Origin of the sequence: Marinobacter sp. NSM (genome assembly GCF_052380025.1) — a bacterium.
In the GTDB taxonomy this organism is placed as follows: Bacteria; Pseudomonadota; Gammaproteobacteria; order Pseudomonadales; family Oleiphilaceae; genus Marinobacter.
In genome coordinates this window covers 633,123-650,988 of the sequence record NZ_JBQTCK010000002.1, presented here as the reverse complement: position 1 = coordinate 650,988, position 17,866 = coordinate 633,123, and the positions used below count along the sequence as shown (strand labels likewise).

Annotated in this window: 21 protein-coding genes; 3 read left to right on the top strand and 18 right to left on the bottom strand. The window is 56.1% G+C overall.

Annotated elements, in window-relative coordinates:
- Nucleotides 1-13: 13 nt before the first annotated feature.
- Nucleotides 14-1,168: an ABC transporter substrate-binding protein gene (locus ACTZWX_RS07055; protein ID WP_444713311.1), complete on the bottom strand. Its 1,155-nt coding sequence runs from the start codon at nucleotides 1,166-1,168 to the stop codon at nucleotides 14-16.
- 188 nt (nucleotides 1,169-1,356) lie between these two features.
- Here ACTZWX_RS07055 and ACTZWX_RS07050 point away from each other — a divergent pair, with 188 nt between their 5' ends.
- Nucleotides 1,357-2,028 carry a transglutaminase-like domain-containing protein gene (locus tag ACTZWX_RS07050; RefSeq protein ID WP_444713310.1) on the top strand — a complete coding sequence of 224 codons (672 nt, stop codon included), beginning with the start codon at nucleotides 1,357-1,359 and terminating at the stop codon, nucleotides 2,026-2,028.
- 74 nt (nucleotides 2,029-2,102) lie between these two features.
- On the opposite strand, the gene ahpF is transcribed toward ACTZWX_RS07050, so the two are convergent.
- The 17 genes from ahpF to ACTZWX_RS06965 form a co-directional block, all read right to left on the bottom strand.
- Complete coding sequence (gene ahpF, locus ACTZWX_RS07045; RefSeq protein ID WP_444713309.1) at nucleotides 2,103-3,668, bottom strand: alkyl hydroperoxide reductase subunit F; 1,566 nt, start codon at nucleotides 3,666-3,668, stop codon at nucleotides 2,103-2,105.
- Nucleotides 3,669-3,890: 222 nt separating this feature from the next.
- On the bottom strand, nucleotides 3,891-4,454 hold the full coding sequence (ahpC, locus tag ACTZWX_RS07040; protein WP_106693248.1) for an alkyl hydroperoxide reductase subunit C: 564 nt from the start codon (nucleotides 4,452-4,454) through the stop codon (nucleotides 3,891-3,893).
- 128 nt (nucleotides 4,455-4,582) lie between these two features.
- On the bottom strand, nucleotides 4,583-5,800 hold the full coding sequence (locus ACTZWX_RS07035; protein ID WP_444713308.1) for a BCCT family transporter: 1,218 nt from the start codon (nucleotides 5,798-5,800) through the stop codon (nucleotides 4,583-4,585).
- A 241-nt stretch (nucleotides 5,801-6,041) separates the two neighbouring features.
- Entirely contained in the window at nucleotides 6,042-7,727 is a 1,686-nt protein-coding gene (gene betA, locus ACTZWX_RS07030) for a choline dehydrogenase (protein WP_444713307.1), read from the bottom strand.
- A gap of 27 nt (nucleotides 7,728-7,754) precedes the next feature.
- Nucleotides 7,755-9,224 (bottom strand): betaine-aldehyde dehydrogenase, encoded by a 1,470-nt coding sequence (gene betB / locus ACTZWX_RS07025; RefSeq protein ID WP_444713306.1) that lies wholly within the window; start codon nucleotides 9,222-9,224, stop codon nucleotides 7,755-7,757.
- Between the two features lie 62 nt (nucleotides 9,225-9,286).
- Nucleotides 9,287-9,880, bottom strand: coding sequence for a transcriptional regulator BetI (betI, locus tag ACTZWX_RS07020; RefSeq protein ID WP_444713305.1), 594 nt, complete (start codon nucleotides 9,878-9,880; stop codon nucleotides 9,287-9,289).
- 99 nt (nucleotides 9,881-9,979) lie between these two features.
- Nucleotides 9,980-10,192 carry an acetyltransferase gene (locus tag ACTZWX_RS07015; protein ID WP_444713304.1) on the bottom strand — a complete coding sequence of 71 codons (213 nt, stop codon included), beginning with the start codon at nucleotides 10,190-10,192 and terminating at the stop codon, nucleotides 9,980-9,982.
- A gap of 116 nt (nucleotides 10,193-10,308) precedes the next feature.
- A complete protein-coding gene (locus ACTZWX_RS07010; protein WP_444713427.1) occupies nucleotides 10,309-12,570 on the bottom strand; it encodes an EAL domain-containing protein in 2,262 nt (753 codons plus the stop codon).
- An 18-nt stretch (nucleotides 12,571-12,588) separates the two neighbouring features.
- Nucleotides 12,589-12,792, bottom strand: coding sequence for a hypothetical protein (locus ACTZWX_RS07005; protein WP_444713303.1), 204 nt, complete (start codon nucleotides 12,790-12,792; stop codon nucleotides 12,589-12,591).
- Nucleotides 12,793-13,004: 212 nt separating this feature from the next.
- Nucleotides 13,005-13,433, bottom strand: coding sequence for a DUF4394 domain-containing protein (locus ACTZWX_RS07000; RefSeq protein WP_444713302.1), 429 nt, complete (start codon nucleotides 13,431-13,433; stop codon nucleotides 13,005-13,007).
- A 124-nt stretch (nucleotides 13,434-13,557) separates the two neighbouring features.
- Nucleotides 13,558-14,298 carry a substrate-binding periplasmic protein gene (locus tag ACTZWX_RS06995; RefSeq protein ID WP_444713301.1) on the bottom strand — a complete coding sequence of 247 codons (741 nt, stop codon included), beginning with the start codon at nucleotides 14,296-14,298 and terminating at the stop codon, nucleotides 13,558-13,560.
- A 111-nt stretch (nucleotides 14,299-14,409) separates the two neighbouring features.
- Complete coding sequence (locus ACTZWX_RS06990; RefSeq protein WP_444713300.1) at nucleotides 14,410-14,811, bottom strand: GFA family protein; 402 nt, start codon at nucleotides 14,809-14,811, stop codon at nucleotides 14,410-14,412.
- Between the two features lie 32 nt (nucleotides 14,812-14,843).
- Nucleotides 14,844-15,107 carry a Txe/YoeB family addiction module toxin gene (locus ACTZWX_RS06985; RefSeq protein ID WP_152439486.1) on the bottom strand — a complete coding sequence of 88 codons (264 nt, stop codon included), beginning with the start codon at nucleotides 15,105-15,107 and terminating at the stop codon, nucleotides 14,844-14,846.
- The gene (locus tag ACTZWX_RS06980) at nucleotides 15,104-15,346 is read right to left on the bottom strand and encodes a type II toxin-antitoxin system Phd/YefM family antitoxin (RefSeq protein WP_444713299.1); all 243 of its coding nucleotides are present in this window, start codon (nucleotides 15,344-15,346) and stop codon (nucleotides 15,104-15,106) included. Before ACTZWX_RS06980 ends, ACTZWX_RS06985 begins: the two co-directional genes overlap by 4 nt.
- Nucleotides 15,347-15,492: 146 nt before the next feature.
- Nucleotides 15,493-15,795 carry a type II toxin-antitoxin system RelE/ParE family toxin gene (locus ACTZWX_RS06975; protein WP_444713298.1) on the bottom strand — a complete coding sequence of 101 codons (303 nt, stop codon included), beginning with the start codon at nucleotides 15,793-15,795 and terminating at the stop codon, nucleotides 15,493-15,495.
- The gene (locus ACTZWX_RS06970; protein ID WP_022990189.1) at nucleotides 15,783-16,040 is read right to left on the bottom strand and encodes a type II toxin-antitoxin system Phd/YefM family antitoxin; all 258 of its coding nucleotides are present in this window, start codon (nucleotides 16,038-16,040) and stop codon (nucleotides 15,783-15,785) included. Before ACTZWX_RS06970 ends, ACTZWX_RS06975 begins: the two co-directional genes overlap by 13 nt.
- 527 nt (nucleotides 16,041-16,567) lie before the next feature.
- Nucleotides 16,568-17,134: a hypothetical protein gene (locus ACTZWX_RS06965; RefSeq protein ID WP_444713297.1), complete on the bottom strand. Its 567-nt coding sequence runs from the start codon at nucleotides 17,132-17,134 to the stop codon at nucleotides 16,568-16,570.
- A gap of 228 nt (nucleotides 17,135-17,362) precedes the next feature.
- On the opposite strand from ACTZWX_RS06965, the gene ACTZWX_RS06960 reads away from it, so the two are divergent.
- Both ACTZWX_RS06960 and ACTZWX_RS06955 read left to right on the top strand, forming a co-directional pair.
- The gene (locus ACTZWX_RS06960; protein ID WP_444713296.1) at nucleotides 17,363-17,614 is read left to right on the top strand and encodes a type II toxin-antitoxin system Phd/YefM family antitoxin; all 252 of its coding nucleotides are present in this window, start codon (nucleotides 17,363-17,365) and stop codon (nucleotides 17,612-17,614) included.
- Nucleotides 17,611-17,865, top strand: a complete 255-nt coding sequence (locus tag ACTZWX_RS06955; protein ID WP_008938367.1) for a Txe/YoeB family addiction module toxin — start codon at nucleotides 17,611-17,613, stop codon at nucleotides 17,863-17,865. The genes ACTZWX_RS06960 and ACTZWX_RS06955 overlap by 4 nt, the downstream gene beginning before the upstream one ends.
- Nucleotide 17,866 lies beyond the last annotated feature (1 nt).

The window sequence follows — 17,866 nt, the reverse complement described above, 5'->3', positions numbered from 1 at the left end:
AGGAGGGAGGGCCCTATTGGCGAACCAGCTGGTTACCGCCACCCAGCTGGATAAGCCCGGACGAAAACTGATCCATTAATTGCTCAGCGCTGAAGTCCTGTTCTCTCAGCTGCGGATTGAGCGCCCGGCTGAATTGCCTGAAATCGAGGGCCTTCCAGTTTTCCGGCGCCAGCATTCGTTCGACCAAATGCACATTGTCGGCTGTCGCTGGCTCAAACTGGTAGCGCAAGGCCGCAGATCGCCGGCCCTCAGCAAAGTCGTAACCATGGTGGTAATCGTGAATGAGCAACAGCGCGAGGCCTCCGCCCATAAAATGGCGACCAAGGCTCACCATCAGATCACCCCGGTGAATGGCTGCCAACGCCCTGGGCTCCCAATCCACACCGCCAACAATCACATCCTCGCCGGGCGTCCGGCCAGCGTTTCTGGCGGCTTCAATGGCGCCAAGCGCCATTCCATCACTGGCATTCCAGATCGCGGTGGTTTGCGGATAGCGCCGGAACAACACCGACATTTTTTCGCTGGCCTGCTGCTCACTCCACTCAGCGAGCACCAACTGCAAGAGCTGGCCATTACCGATACTGGTGGCGTTTAGCAAACCCTCGTTTCGATCCCTGGCAGCGGAAGAATCCTGCGTTCCGGTCAACGCCACCATCGGCACCGGCTCCCCGGCCTCAACCAAACCACGCTCCACCGCCCGGCGCTCCAGCAGCCTGGCCAAGGTTCGGCCAGCCTCGACGTTGTCAGGCACCACATGGCCAATCCAGCTATCCAGCGTCTCCCTGGGCATTCCCACTGCGGCCCGTGTAGCCTCGGGCACATCCGTGTTGAAAGAAAACACTTTCACACCCTGCCCATGGGCCTGCTCCAGTATCTGAGTGGTGACAAGCTCTTTGCACATGATGATCAGGTAATCCGGTTTCTCCTCAGCGGTGACGATTTGCTGAGCCATGCGCAAGTAGCTGAACCGATGCCTGTCAGTATCAAACTGAATCTCGAGCTCAACATCCAGATCAACCGCCACCTGCTCCATAAAGCCCGCCACCATATGCCAGAAGCGCGAATCGTCTGGAGACAGGAACGCCACACTTGGCCGTGTGCCGGCATCGGCCATGCGCCCAAAAGAGCAAACAATGAGACTGATCAGCAGGACTGCGCGCAATGCCATGTAACTCCCTAACCACTGGACTTCTGGGTGATCAGTATAACGAACATTCCAATATCCGAAGACCGTAGAATACCAACCTGATCACAACCGGTACTGAAGGTCAGCCGAATTGGCGGATAAAGTCATTGCCCATAGCTTGCTAACCGAGAGATCATCGGTCAATAATGCGCCAATGCCGGAAGATCACCATGGAAAACTACCTCAAGCCCACCGAGTTCTTCGATTACGACAAGCCGGAAGTCAAAGCCTGGATTGACCAGCAACTTGAGGGTGCGCCCAATGAACCGGTAGAGCAGGTCAAGGCGCTGTACCTGGCGGTCCGTGACAGCGTCCAGTACAACCCTTATGTGTTCCAGACCGACCCAAACACCCTGTCTGCCAGCTACGCGCTGGAATCCCGCGAGAGCTACTGCATTCCCAAAGCGGTGCTGCTCGGCGCAGCTGCACGATACATCGGCATTCCCAGCCGTCTGGGCCTGGCCGATGTACGCAATCACCTGTCCAGCCCCAAGCTGATCGAGTGGCTGCGCTCCGATATTTTCCGGATGCATGGCTTTATCGAACTGTACCTAAACGGCCAATGGGTTAAAGCCACCCCCGCCTTTAACAAGCAGCTTTGCGCGCTGATGAAAGTAGAACCGCTGGAGTTTGATGGCGTGAACGATTCCGTGTTCCAGGAGTTCACCGAAGACGGCCAGGCCCATATGGAATACATCAACGACCACGGCGTGTTCGATGACGTGCCCTTTGACTTTATCGTTGACGGGGTCCGTTCAGCGTACGGTCATCTGTTTGAGGCCGACGAAAAACCCGCCCGCGTTGATGGCAGCCTGGAGCAGGACGTCACCAGCAACCCATAAAAAAACCGGCCACCCACTTCCCGTGGGCGCCGGCTACAGGGGTCAGCCTGAATGGTCAGGCTTGGGTGAACAACTTACTCGGCTGAATTACGGATCAGGAAGTCGAAAGCGCTCAGGGCGGCCTTGGAGCCCTCACCCATCGAAATCACGATCTGCTTGTACGGCACCGTGGTGGCGTCGCCCGCAGCGAAAACACCCGGAATCGAGGTCTCGTTACGATCATTTACGATGATCTCACCGTGCTGGCTCAGCTCGATATCACCTTTCAGCCACTCGGTGTTCGGCACCAGGCCGATCTGCACGAATACGCCTTCCAGCGCCACGTGGTGTGACTCACCGGTGTTGCGGTCGGTGTAGGTCAGGCCATTCACCTTGCCGTTCTCACCGGTAATCTCGGTGGTCTGGCCAGAGGTGATGATTTCAACATTCTTCAGACTGCGCAGTTTCTTCTGCAGCACGTCGTCGGCACGCATTTGCTCACCGAACTCAATCAAGGTTACGTGGCCAACAATACCGGCCAGGTCGATCGCCGCTTCCACGCCGGAGTTACCACCACCAATCACCGCCACGCGCTTGCCCTTGAACAGCGGACCATCACAGTGCGGGCAGTAGGCCACGCCCTTGTTGCGGTACTCTTCCTCACCCGGCACGCCCATCTGGCGCCAGCGCGCACCGGTAGACAGAATCACCGTGCGGGCTTTCAGGGAGCCGCCGTTCGCCAGCTTCACTTCATGCAGGCCACCGGTCTGTGCCGCCGGAATAAGCTTCTCCGCGCGCTGCATGTTCATGATGTCGACTTCGTATTCGTTAACGTGCTGTTCCATGGCCGCCACCAGCTTCGGGCCTTCGGTGTAAGGCACGGAGATCAGGTTTTCGATACCCATGGTGTCAGCTACCTGGCCACCAAACCGCTCGGCCGCAATCCCGGTGGAAATCCCCTTACGGGCGGCGTAGATGGCTGCTGCAGAACCCGCCGGGCCGCCGCCAATCACCAGCACCTCAAAGGCGTCTTTCTGGTTGATCTTCTTGGCTTCTTTCTCGGCGGAGTTGGTGTCCAGCTTGGCCACAACTTCTTCCAGCGTCATCCGGCCCTGGCCCCAGGGCTGGCCATTCAGGTACACGCTGGGCACCGCCATCACTTCACGCTGCTCGACTTCGTCCTGGAACAGGGCGCCATCGATGGACGTGTGCTTGATGTTCGGGTTCAGCACACTCATCAGGTTAAACGCCTGGACGACATCCGGGCAGTTCTGGCAGGACAGGGAGAAATAGGTTTCGAACTCGAACTCACCGTCCAGTTCCTGGATTTGCTGAATCACTTCCTGGGAAGCTTTGGACGGGTGGCCGCCCACCTGCAACAGCGCAAGGACCAGAGAGGTAAACTCGTGGCCCATGGGAATACCGGCGAAACGCACGCCAATGTCCGTGCCCACACGGTTGATGGCAAACGACGGACGACGCACATCAGCCGAATCTTCAGTCCGCAGGCTGATTTTCTCGGACATCGGCTCGATTTCTTCCAGCAGCTGCTTCAGCTCCTGGGATTTTTTGCTGTCGTCGTAGGCTGCCACCAGCTCAATCGGCTGCTGCAGCTTTTCCATGTAGGCCTTCAACTGTCCTTTGATATTGGCGTCCAACATGTTCGGTATTCCCCTTTATGTCGTGAAACTAACTGTCTGAATTCAAGAATGAATCGTTATCTGAAGTTGCGGGTACGATAAGGGCAAGCCGGGGCCTTCTCAAATTGATTGACCCAACCCATCCGATAGCTCAGACCTATACGATTCCATAAAGTCGATTGATAGATACAAAAAAGGCCCGCTGTGCGGGCCTTCTTGCAAGTTTCACCCGTACAGGGAAACTTAGATCTTGCCAACCAGGTCCAGAGACGGAGCCAGAGTTTCTTCGCCTTCTTTCCACTTGGCCGGGCAAACTTCGCCAGGATGGTTACGAACATACTGGGCAGCCTTCACCTTGCGCAGCAGGTCGTCTGCGTCACGGCCGATGCCTTCAGCAGTGATTTCCATCGCCTGGATAACGCCATCCGGATCGATCAGGAAAGTAGCGCGGTCTGCCAGGCCCTGGCCTTCACGCATCACACCGAAGTTGTTGGTGATGGTGCCGGTCTGGTCGCCTACCATGTAGTAGTTGATCTTGCCGATGGTGTCGGAAGTGTCGTGCCATGCTTTGTGGGTGAAGTGGGTGTCGGTAGACACAGAGAACACTTCAACGCCCAGCTTCTGCAGCTCTTCGTACTTGTCAGCGACATCGCCCAGTTCGGTCGGGCAAACGAAGGTGAAGTCGGCCGGGTAGAAGAAGAAAATGGCCCACTTGCCTTTCACGTCTGCTTCAGAGATTTCAACAAACTCGCCCTGCTTGAATGCGGTGGCGTTGAACGGTTTGATTTCGCTGTTAATGATACCCATCTCAGAATAACTCCTGTTGGTTCATTTGGGTTTAGGCTTGAAAACGGTGCATAAGATACGGCTTTGGCCCACTGGGTGAAAATTGATTATTTCCAAACCCGGAATAGGCTTAACCTATCTATGGGGCCTTATCCCGCAAGTTCAATCTTTCGGAAATCCAGAATATTTTCTTTTGGTGACGATTTGATGGCCGCCACCTCGGCCCGCTTGTTCGCCAGAATGTAGGCAAAACAGGCGAAGTAAAGGCCGATCACCAGCGCTCCAACCCATTGAATACGAAGGAAATCCAGCTGGAACAGCATGGTCAGCAGCACCATAACACCAAAGTTCACGATCACGTAGTTCATTCGGCCCATACGCCGGGCGGTCAGGTTCAGGTTGTCGGTGTACAGTCGAATCAGCGAATCCAGTGAGTTCACCACCATCAGAACCCCCACCGAAATCATGGCCAGGTTGGTCATCGCCGTAATCTTCAGACCCTCAGCGTGGTAGTGGAACAGCACCGAGAACCACACACCGATAGCGATGGACGGCACCACCAGCATGGCAATCAGCAACTGCCAGGTTTTGATACCGCTGACGAAGCGAGCCGTAAACTGGCCAATCATGATGCTCCAGGAGAACCACCAGAACAGGTAGAACTCATGGTAGTCGTTGATCGGCAGGGCAAATCGGTGAATGTTGGTAAAGTATTCCCCCAGCATGCCTGCGGTGCCGAAGAAATCCGCCGGTGAGCCCTTGCCCAGGGCAAAGGCCCGCAGCCACATGCCGGCAATCAGGGCAATGAACAGCACACTGGAACCGACACTCAGAATCCGCACATACTTGATCTTGGAGCTGGAGTACACCGCCAGGGCGATGGCCACAAACACAATCACATAGAACGCTGGCATCACGGTTTCACCGTCGCCCAACTGCGGCAGATACCAGGGCAGGTTCACCAGCAACAGGTACGCCGTGAAGGCACAGGTACCGATGATCACCACGTTATTGATGATTTTCACCACCGGAATCTCGAAGAACTTCACCCTCGGCTCGATGATGGCGAAGTAAAAACAGGTCAGGAAATAGAAGCCCCAGATCAGGAACGCCCAGAAGCCAAACTCAATGGCCAGGGGATTGGCGAACCCGTATTCCGGGCTGGCAGAAAGATCGGCATAACTGCCAAATTCCGTCAGCGGGAACATGATCAGCCCCACATCCAGGCCCGAGGTGAACAGAATGGCAATGAACGTCAGGGTGCGAACCGGCGTCACGCCGATGCACTGTACGTCCCACCATTTGTACAGAATCAGGGCAATGGCGGCGAAGGTGAAGATCAGGCCTGTGGATAACCAGAGTGTCATGCGCTGAGCCTCCGGTTAGTTGTTTTCAGTTTCGTGCACAGCATGGGTGTTCCTCCTCTACTTTTTAAGCGCTGCTTAATTCGAATCGGACACAAACCCCCGCGTTTTCTTCTCGTTACGGGCCAGGACTTGCCTATCTGACGCCCAGGAAACGACCAGCACAGCCGTCGCGTTGATAGGGAAATCCTGATGGTTTGCTAACCCCGGAGGTGTTGCGCCCCCGGGGCCGGGGCTTCGGGCGCTAGATCAGCACCCGTTTCGCTTGCCCCGGTCGTTGGTGTGCCTGCCACTGCTCATCCATATGGACCGGCACATCCTCAGGTTGCAGGGGCTCCTTGCCCCGGATCAGGTCGGCTGCCCGCTCGGCCACCATGATGGTGGGCGCATTCAGGTTGCCATTGGGTATGGTCGGGAAGATGGACGAATCCACTACCCGCAAATTATTGAGCCCGTGTACACGGGTGTCTGGCCCGACTACCGCCATTGCGTCGGTACCCATCTTGCAGGAACAGGACGGATGGTAGGCGCTCTCCACCGCCTGGCGCACAAAGGCATCGATTTCGTCATCGCTGTGCACAGCCACGCCGGGCTGGATTTCCGCACCCCGGTAATCGTCCATGGCGGGCTGGTTGATGATCTCGCGGGTCAGGCGCACGCAGTCCCGGAAACCCTCCCGGTCGGCTTCGTGCTCCAGATAGTTAAAGCGAATGGTTGGTGCCTGTCTTGGATCGGCGGATTGAACCCGAACATAGCCCCGGCTTTTCGGCTTGTTGTGGCCGATGTGCAGCTGGAAGCCGTCGCCATCAAAGGCTTCCTTACCGTCGTAGCGCATGGCCGCCGGCAGGAAGTGGTATTGCAGGTCTGGCCACTCAACACCCGCCTTGGAGCGGATAAAACCGCAGGACTCGAAGTGGTTGGTGGCGCCCAGCCCGTCTTTGCGCAGAATCCAGCGCACGCCGATCTTGAGCTTGTTCCACCAGTCCAGTTTGCCGTTGAGCGACACCGGCTGTTTGCAGCGGAACTGGAAGTAGAATTCCAGGTGGTCCTGCAGGTTCTCACCCACGCCGGGCAGATCGTGCTTGACCTCAATACCGGCCTGTTCCAGCACCTCTCGTTTGCCGATGCCGGACAACTGCAGCAGATGGGGTGAACCTATGGAACCGGCAGACAGAATCACTTCCTCAGCGGCATTGGCCTCGTGCATCTTGCCGCCCTGCTCGTAACGCACACCGGTGGCGGTTTTGCCCTCAAGAAGGACCTTATGGACCAGGGCGTGGGTCACCACCGTCAGGTTCGGTCGCGCCATGGCCGGGCGCAGGTAGGCGTTGGCGGTGGACCAGCGGCGACCGTTCTTCACGGTCATGTGCATGGCACCGAAGCCTTCCTGCTGGGCGCCGTTGTAATCCGCCGTTTCCAGGTAGCCGGCATCCACACCCGCCTTGATGAACGCCTTGTACAGCGGGTTACGCATGTTGTTGCCGTTGTTGACCCCCAGCGGGCCGGTGTCGCCCCGGTAGTCATCGCCGCCAAAGGCCCAGGTCTCCGCCTTTTTGAAATACGGCAGTACGTTCTGGTAATGCCAGCCTGTGGCACCCTCGGAATCCCATTCGTCAAAATCCCGGGCGTGGCCACGCACATACACCATGCCGTTGATGGACGAGGAGCCACCGAGCACCTTGCCCCGGGGGCAGTGCATGCGGCGGTTATCCAGATACGGCTCCGGCTCGGTCTCGAACTGCCAGGCGTACTTCCTGGTGTTCATGGGAATGGACAGGGCCGTGGGCATATGGATGAAGATGCTTTTGTCGCTGCCGCCGGTTTCCAGCAGCAGCACCTTGTGGCGGGCGTCTTCGGTGAGGCGGTTGGCCAGCACACAGCCGGCCGAGCCCGCGCCCACAATGATGTAGTCGTATCGGTTTTCTGTCATACGCGCTCTCCTCTGTGGCCTGCGGGCTTAAAACGGGGCGTCCAGATCCTGCATCCCGATATAAACGGACTTGATCTGGGTGTAGTGGGCAATGGTCTCGCGCCCGTTTTCCCGGCCAATGCCAGAGAGTTTGTAGCCGCCCACCGGCATTTCCGCCGGCGAGGCGCCGTAGCTGTTGATCCAACAAATACCGGCCTGGATCCGGTGAATCACTCGGTGCGCCCGGCGGATGTCGTTGGTGAACACTCCGGCAGCCAGACCGGTATCGGTATTGTTGGCCCGGGCAATCACCTCGTCTTCATCGCGGAAGGTCAGCACCGACATCACCGGCCCGAAGATTTCTTCCCGCACGATGGCCATGTCGTCGGTGCAGTCGGTGAAAATGGTGGGCTCCACGAAGTAGCCGCCTTTGGCATCCTCCGGCTCAAACGCCCGGCCCCCGTGGCTGAGCGTGGCACCTTCTGCGATGCCTTTACCGATGTAGCCCATAACCAGATCCTGATGCTTTTTGGAGATCAGGGCACCGAAGTTGGTGGCCGGGTTCATCGGGTCACCGGCTTTGATGTTCTTGCGGGTGCGCTCAAGCAGGCGCTCTATAAAACGCGGATAGATGTCTTCGTGCACAAACACTCGAGTGCCGTTGGTACAGATCTCGCCCTGGGTGTAGAAGTTGCCCACCATGGCCGCAGAAATGGCGTTCTCCAGATCCGCATCGTCGAAAATGATCAGCGGGGATTTGCCACCCAGCTCCATGGTCACGTCTTTCAGGGACGAAGCAGCCGCCGCCATCACCTTCTTGCCGGTGGCCACTTCGCCGGTGAACGACACCTTGGCAATCTCCGGATGATGGGTCAGCCACTGGCCCACCTCGGCCGCGCCCTGCACCACGTTGAACACGCCCGCTGGCACGCCGGCCTCGATGAAGATTTCCGCCAGCTTCACTGCGCCCATGGGTGTTTCTTCCGACGGTTTGAAGATCATGGCGTTGCCACAGGCCAGGGCCGGCGCGGACTTCCAGCAGGCAATCTGGATCGGGTAGTTCCAGGCGCCAATACCGGCACAGATCCCCAGCGGCTCCCGGCGGGTATAGTAAAAATCACCACCCAGATCCTGCTGGTTGCCCTCGATGGACGGCGCCAGGCCGGCAAAGAACTCGATGGCATCGGCACCGGTCACCACATCCACCGCTTCCGCTTCCTGCCAGGGTTTGCCGGTGTCGCGCACTTCCACCGCTGCCAGTTCGTCATTGCGATCGCGCAGCAGCGCTACCGCTTTCAGCAGAATCCGGCTGCGCTCGATAGCCGGGATGGCCGCCCACTGGGCAAAGCCGGCGCGGGCACTTTCAATGGCGGCCTGCTGCACCGCCTCATCCGCTACTTCCACCTGGTAGATCACCTGGCCGGTGGCCGGATTCACCACCGGGAAGGTCTCACCGGAACGGTTGGCCAGAAACCGGCCGTGGACAAAGTTCTGAACAACAGGAACAGATGCAGACATAAGCGGTTGGTAACCTCAATTCGGTGTCTTCAGGCCTTGTGGGCCATGGAATTCGCGTTGGCTCAGGCGGTTGCCCGAGCCAGTGTCTTGTGAACAAACTGCTTGCAAAGCCGCTCGCCGGCTTCAAAGCTTTCGGCCGGGTCCAGGCTCAGGGCGCTGCGCAGCCAGAAGCCGTCAATCATCGCTGCGGTTTGTCGGGCCGCTTCCGTGGCCTGCTCCGGCGGCAACACCTGGGCAAACGAGTAGCGCAGGTTGCTGTACAGCCGGGCGTTGTTGATCTGCTGCAGCCGCTTCAGCCCCGGCTCATGCATGGAACGGGCCCAGAAGCTGAGCCAGGTTTTCGCCGCCAGCGCCGAACGCTGGAACTCGGAAAAGTTGGACTCAATGATGCAATCCAGCCGCTGGGCCGGGGAACGATCGGTCTTCGCCATGCGCTCCCGCAGCTCCTTGCCGAGCTGATCCAGCAGGTAACGCAAGGCCGCCTCGATCAGCCCCTGCTTGCCCCCGAAGTAATGGCTGATGATCCCGGACGACATCCCCGCCCGCTTGCTGATGCTGACAATGGTGGTGTTCTGCATGCCCAGCTCGGCAATGGACTCCATGGTGGCGTCGATCAGTTGCTGGCGACGGGTGTCTTTGATTCCAACTTTTGGCATGGCAGGCGCGCGCTTTTCCGTATCTTTTTGTTAATTGAACGTTCAATTAATAAAAAGGTTACAGAAATGAGAGGAAGGATTCAAATATTCCGATCCCGGCTACTGTTTCAGGCGGTAATCCGGATCGGTCCAGCACTTGGGTAATGCCTCGCCCGAGGGGAATGCCAGATCACTTTTCTCATAGAATTCAGGATCCTGGGCTTCCTCCCCGTAGTGCATACTGCCCTTGATCCGGCTTTTATGAGGGTTGAACAACGCCTGGGTATCCAGCACTTCAATCAAGTGCCCGGTGGATCTCTCTGCCACAAACATAACGGCCTCCTTTGCTACCAAAAGCTTAGACCATTGGCAGGGCTCAGGTTCTGTCAGATAGTTTTACCGGGAAGAGTCAACATCGAAGCTCGTGACCGCTAGCCTGATCGGGTTCTTCAAACGGCGGCATTGGATGTAAGCAGCCAGTCTTTTATCGACTCCAGCGGGGCTGGCCGGCATAGCCAGAAGCCCTGCAACATATCGGCCCCCAGGGTTGCCAACAGTTGGGCGGAGGCCTCGTCTTCCACGCCTTCCGCCACCACCAAAAAACCCAGGCTGCGGCCCATGGTGATGGCGGTCTCAGCGATCGTTCGTGAGCTGTCACTGGTACAGATATCCTGCAGCAGTGACCGGTCCAACTTGATTTCATTGGCCGGCAGGCGCTTGAGGTACGATAACGACGAATAGCCGGCCCCGAAATCATCGATGGACACCTTCAGGCCCGAACTGGCAAGCCGTTCCAGCGCCTGCAAACCTTTTTCGGGGTCGTCCATCGCTGCTGTTTCCGTAAGCTCCACGATGACATCGCCGGCCTGCAAGCCATAGGTCTCCAGGGCCGTAGCAAACAGTTCATCCAGGCCTGGAGACAGCAGGTCCCGGGCCGAAATATTGACCGACATGGTCAGCCCCGGACATACGCTTTGCAACGACTTGAGGTCTGCCAGGGCCTGGTTAACAACCCACCGGGTAAGGTGTTTGATGACCCCGGTCTTCTCCGCCAGCGGTATAAACTCATCCGGCGGCACCCAGCCACGCTCAGGATGAAACCAGCGCATCAATGCCTCAACGCCGACCACCTCACCCGTGGAAAGGCGAGTCTTTGGTTGGTAATACAGCTCGGTTTGCCGGTTCTGAATGGCCTCTCGCAGGTGCGAAATCAACGTCAGCCGGCTTTCATCGTAGATGTCGTACTTGCCGGAATAGAACCCCGTCTCGAATGAGCCCCGGGGCGTCATCTCCATCGCCACGTGGGCATTGCGGATCAGCACACTGGCCTTTTTACCATGATCGGGGAAGCTGGCGGCGCCGTATTTCAGGTGCGGATCAATCGCCAGGTGATCCAGTGCTATCGGTTGCGCCAGTTGCTTGAGGGCGCTGTCCAATGCCCCAAAATCATCACCCGCCTTGCGGGCATCCACAAGCAGGCCAAAGCTGTCTCCGGAAATCTGATACACACGCTCAGTCCTGCACAGGCTATCCTGGGTGGCATGCACCATCGGTAACTGCCCTGCCAGCATGGTCATCTGTTCTGCCAGCCGCTTAAGCAGCCGCTCACTGCGCTCAAGGCCCAGGGTCCGGTTAATCTCCTCCAGGCCGGTGGCCGGGTCATGGGTCATGGCGTAAGTCAGGCGGTCCTGGGCATCACGGCGCGCCTTTTCCTGGCGCAGAATATCGGCCTGGGCCTGAATCTTCTGCTCCCGTTCCCGGTACAAGCGGTCCGCCAGGGCCAGGGTAAGAATAAACGCCTCCAACCCCGAACCAATCTGCATGGCGTAATTGGTAAAGAAGTTCTCAGGAAACACCCCCAAAGCCCGACCTGCCGTGGCCATGACACCCACGGTCAGCGGAGACCATGCGACGGTAAAGAATATGCCAGCCCGAACCCCGGCGGCCCAGCTCACGGGCCCGGCGATCATCAACAGGGAAAAGAACACAAACGCCGAGACAGCCGCCAGCAGTATCCCCGTTTTGTAGTCCAGAAACGGTACCGCCAGAAAGTACAGAACCTCGAAAATCAGCATCCCGATCAAAGCGGCCCGGAGCCGGGGGCTGTGGGAACGCACCCGCAGGAATTCCATACAGAACAAGATTGAAAACATCGCCAGGAACGGGATGGACAGCATCAGCACCTGGGCATGGACCGCCGGAAACGAAGGGTAGATGTGCTGAAAGCTGAAGCCGCGGATTGACGCGAAAAACACCAGGTAACCGAAGATCGCCAGGCAGTAATACAGATAGAGCTTTTCCCGCAGAGTAAGAAACACCGCGAGGTTGATCAGAATGATCACGGTGAGGCTGCCAAAATAGAAAAACTGCAGCTTTTGCTCGGCCCCGGCGGATTCGTAGAACTGATTCTCACGCCAGAGACTGAACGGCAACACCATGGTGCCTTCAGTGGCAACTCGGATATAGAGGGTCTTTGCCTCTTGCGGGGCAAGCTGGAAACGCAGCAGGCTGTTGGGGTGGTCGACGTCACGGGGGTAAAACGGCCGGCGATCTCCGGTCTGGAATGTTCGAACCAACTCACCTTCGGCGATGACATGGAAGGTTACGTCGTCGAGTTGGGAGTATCCGAGTTCGGCAATGAGGCTGAGGCTGTCTGGGGTATGGTTAACAATCGGAACCCGCAACCAGTAGGCAGACTCGGTAATACCCAGGGTTGCCCGGCCGCTGGCCTAAACCTGCCATGCGGCATCGGGCAGCGCCCGGATTTCATCCAGCGTGGCGCGGGCGCTGGTGTCCTCCCAGTATTGAAACTGATGGCCGATGGCGGCGCCGGGCATGATGGTTACCGGCTCCATAGCTGCAGTGCTGATCGGCCAAACGATCAGGAACAGCACCAAACCCAGTATCCGCCATGCCTTGCAAGGGATCACCAACAGCAAACTCCCCAAACGGACGACACACCCTTTTAGTTGTTATTTGCATTCAAGTCTAGCAAGACAGCGCAGGAACGGAAGACGTCTGGCGGTATTTTGTGTAGTAATTTGTGTCGCTTCACATAGCCAACCCAGGCGCAGCTAGCGGATGGCTGTCTCCTCCAAAAACTAACCCCGGCACCAGGCCGGGGTATATGTATACAGGTTTCCTGTTAGCGCCCGGCCTTCATAACTTCAGGCTCGGGAATCACAACCGACATGGCATTAACCGCCACCGGGTTGGCCGTACCACCAATCGGGCCAACCTGCTCGGCGGTACCAGCCAGGAGGTTGAGGGTGTACAGCATAGAGCCCGCACCTGCTGAGGTTCTCAGGGCCGCATAGGCGGTGCCGCTCTGGGCAATGTCCATGGCTTGCTGAATGGCGCCATCCATGGGCAACGCCAAACCGTCCAGCAAGCCATCACCCACTGCCACCAGGGCGCCGTCGTTAGGCACCGCTACCCGCGCCAGGCCGCTGTTTCGGGCATCGATCACATACTGGAAATCCAGGCTGGGTATCACGCCCTCAAGCTGCATCGGCGCTGCACGATAAGCCACCGCAACCGGTGCCGGCACAGGGATCGAAGAGCCATCACACACAACGACGACCGCGCTCCCGACGCCTGCTCATCAAGCTACGGGGGCGGGATATGGAAAGTTTCAGTTCAGGTATCCGAGTAACGCGACGGGTTGGCTAATAAAAGTATGTCCGCACGAAAGTGCCCTATTTGTCCTGCTCAATCGAGATATGCCGGTCTGGCGGCGGCAGGTTGGGTAGCATGGTCTCCACATCAACTATGTGGGTGGAAAAGAACGCTTCTGCGGCCTCAATCAGAGCCGTCTCGGTTTTGAGGATACCGAGATAGACGGGCCATTCGGCGTCGATCAGTTCGGTGCGGTACCGGTGCGGGTCGATGTCCAGCAACTGCGCCATAAACCGGAACTCCAGCTCGTTCATGACGATGTAATCGCACCGTTTGTGCAGAAACATGTCCAGCATCTGCTGAGCATTGTATGCATCATGGCGGCTCAGGTTGGTACCGACCCGCCGCTCGAGTTGATCACTGTACACAAACCATCTGCGCAGGCAAATGCTGCCCTGAAGGTCATCGAAGGAGCCCGGCTGTCGGCCCGGTTGCGCGAACACACGATCACGCCAGGTTAATACCGGCCCAACGGCGTGCATCCGGTTCGGCAGTGGCATCCACAGCGGGTTGGCGAAAACCGCATTGGCTTGCCCTTCTTCCAAGGCCCAGACCTGGCGGTTACGCGGCATCGGACGGAACGCGGCGGCGATACCGGCCTCCAGGCTGAAATCATTGATCACCTCGACCAAAATGCCCTTGTCCAGGTTGTCACCGTAATAGAACGGCAGAAAACCCTCGTCTGACCCCATAACCTGGAGTGTCTGAGACGAAGCTGGAAGCGCCCAGAATACGGCGATGATCAGAAGGCCTATTCTCATTGCATGCTCCTTCCAGTGATCGATTTAGGGGGCCATAGAAAGACCTTTTCGGCGTGCCGGAGCGCCAGCGAAGGTGCGCCCGCCGGCAGCCGCCGGTTATGTGATCTTAGCCTACTCTGGCAGGCCCCCGAACTCTGGCGCGTCACCAATCGCCCCCTCCCAGATCGCTCTGCTCGATGTGAAGATGTGCGCAGTTGGCGACACAGAAACTTCAGTATCCAAACACCCTGCAGGAACAACGAGCAGGCCTGCAAGTAGAGCGCTTGGTAATGCTGATCCACACGATCTACAAAAGCTTTTGTTGTGGCGAGTACCTGGAAGCGTAAAGGAAGACACAGCATCTGCACCCGCCAGCCAGGTCAGTTTAGCTGACTGCGAACATAAATTTGCCGCATGAGCAGATCCGGTATCTTTTTGACAATACTTACAATGACACAAGTAAAAGCTGTCGAAGTCTCCATGGACCTCAAATTTCACTATGCCACACAGGCAAGAACCAACGTGCTTAGTCATAGGATTCCCTTCTATGGCCGGCAGGTTATGCATTATTCGTAGTGGCTCCAGAGCCTGAGGACTTTCACCACTTGCTCGTCCTCTAGCACTTGGTAGACCAGACGATGCTGAATATTGATGCGGCGTGAATAGGCTCCCGCAAGATCACCAATGAGCTTCTCAAACGGAGGCGGCTTGCGGTATGGATCTTCTGCTATCAGCGCTAACAGATCCTGGGCTTTGGGTTTAAGGCCGCTGGAGGCCAGTTTCTTTGCATCTTTCTGGGCTTGCGTGGTGTAAACCAACTTCCATGTCACCAGTCCAGCTCCTCATCGCATTCATCCACGGGGGTATCCATCCCCTCACGAATAGACTCCCGCATAACAGGTACGGAAAGCAGGTAAAGTGTTTCCTGAATGGCCGACCAGTCTTCTTCCGATACCAAGACGGCTGTGTTCCGCTTACCCATGATCACGATTGGTTGGTGAGACTCGGCAGTTTCATCAATCAACCGATAAAGGTTGCTTCGCGCCTCTGTTGCAGTGATTCCGGTCATGACACACCTCTTGCGTGTTCAACTTTTCATCAGTGTACGCCATCAAGTACGTACGTCAAGGCGAACGCTTTTCGTAACACCGAAGCGCACCGGTGACTTTGGCATAGCGAAGCGCAGATAAAGGCATCCGAGTGAACTGCGCCGGGTTAGCTGCTTCCAAGCATGAACGCACGAAGCTGCCGCTCCTCTCGCATGACATAGAGGATGAGAACCCGCTTCTCATCCTCACGATAAAAAATACGACACGGTGGAACCACTACCTCTCTGTATACCGAATTGGGGAGTTCGGGAGGAATCCGCCCGGATTGGGGAAAATTTTCCAAACGCTCGGTCTTATCGAAAACTTCTTGGACCAGGTGACTTGCGGCAGCAGGGTTATCCAGAGCAATGTACTCAGCGATGGCATCCAGTTCTTGAAGGGCAGGCTCTGTCCAGATTACTTCAGCCATTTACTCATTTTCTCCCTGGCCTCACTTTGGCTGTACGTTCTTCCCTCAAGTACAGCACGCTCTCCTCGTGAGAGCCCCTCAAGCAGCTCAAGTCGGCGCTGCATAAACTCGTAATCTTGCACATCGACAAGGTATGCGGATGGCTGACCATGCTCGGTAATCAGTACCGGCTCTTTCGACAAGTGCAGATCTGCCAGAATCTTTGTGGCTTGGCGCTTGAGGTTCGTAACAAGCTCAACTTTCATGGACTCACCCTGAATCAGACTATTAGTGACACTATAGTATCACTCTCCGGGTGGCGCAATCACAGCTAACGCCAATATTAAGCGGCGGTCTTTTGGAGCGAAGCGGATAAAAGGGCGTCCGGTGGACGGCCGTCAGGCCGGGAACGTACTTGAATGTTTTGTTACAGCGATCTACGTCAACATTTCAATTTGTAGATATTACAATCGCTGATTTCCAGTTATAGGCAAAGACAACTTTACAGGCCAGACCATCAAATTTAATTCGGTTGGATTCGAGCTCTTTTCTGAGTTTCGAAAGGATCTCCCGCAACCATCCTCTTACCAATAAACCAGTGCCACCAATCAGCCCGACAACTAAAGACCGAATATTAGCGTTGCAGCGAACCAGTGCTTCGAGAGCATCTTCTACTGTTTCGACTGTCCTCGTATTAAATGAATCCTTCAGTCTTTCTATCCCAGGATCATGCCCAAACAAAACTTCTATAACTTTGAGAAGATCATCCTTCTCGGTATTCGACAATGCCAGATTAAATCACTCCATTGATTATCAGCTTTTCAATCCTTTCTTCTGAAACCCCTGCCGTTTTTATAATTAAAATTTGGTTGCTAACTTTTTCATCGACCAACACTATAAAAGATTTCTCAGGACCGAAAGCCCAATAACCTTTCCCTCTCGATGTATCGAAAACCCTTATGGAAGTTGGTTCTATATCGAAATCGATAACATGCTCTTTGGACTTCAAAAGGTCCTCAATATATGATTCAGGCTCAGACCCTTTACTCTTAATGCCAAATAAATAGATAGGCCAGTTTCTTATATCTAAACCTTCATATCCAGCATTTTTGCTTGTTAAAGCTTCAAGTGAGAGGTGTGAACGATCTGGAAACATGACAATGATACCCGGCCCACCTACGACCTTCGCACCTTGAAGTTCATCGAGAGGCACCTCTAGCCCACCCAGAACACCAGAGACCATGGACAAAGTTGGGCCGTATTCTTCCTTCTCGTATTCGTATTTCTCGACCTCCGCACTCCAAGCGGAGCCAATAGAAAACAAGGAAAGTATAGCTGCCAGTATAAACTGATATGTCATTGAAAATTCCTTTTCCAATTTTGGGCTAAACCCTACCGCACCCTGACTGTCTGAGCAACCTAAGTAGACATCAGATCTGAGGTATCATGCCACTCGCTGTAACGCGAAGCTTTGCGGCAACTTTGGAGCCGCGCAGCGGTGGAAAATCGGTCGCTGTGCAGCCGATTGTTAAATCCTTTTATGTACGCTATTCTGTCCATGGTCAACATTCTGTACAGGAGCAACCTTATGGATGCCATTAGCTACACAGCCGCTAGAACCAACCTAGCAAAAACCATGGAGCAGGTCTGTGAAGACCATTCCCCTGTGATCATCACCCGGAGCAAGTCGCAGTCTGTGGTCATGATCTCCCTGGAGGACTACGAGGCGCTGCAAGAAACTGCATACCTTCTGCGCGCACCCAAAAACGCACGGCGTTTGCTGAAATCCGTTGCCGAGCTGGAGCAAGGCGGTGGTCAAGAAAAGGAACTTCTTGAATGAAACTCATCTTCTCCGAGAACGCCTGGGAAGACTATCTGTACTGGCAGAAAACCGACAAAAAGATTCTTAACCGAATCAACAAGCTGATCAAAGAGACCAAGCGAGAGCCGTTCGAAGGTGTTGGCAAACCAGAGCCCCTCAAACACAGTCTCGCCGGGTACTGGTCTCGCCGGATCAACGAAGAACACCGAATAGTTTACAAAGTCACGGATGACGCTTTGCTTATCGCCCAGCTTCGGTATCACTACTGAT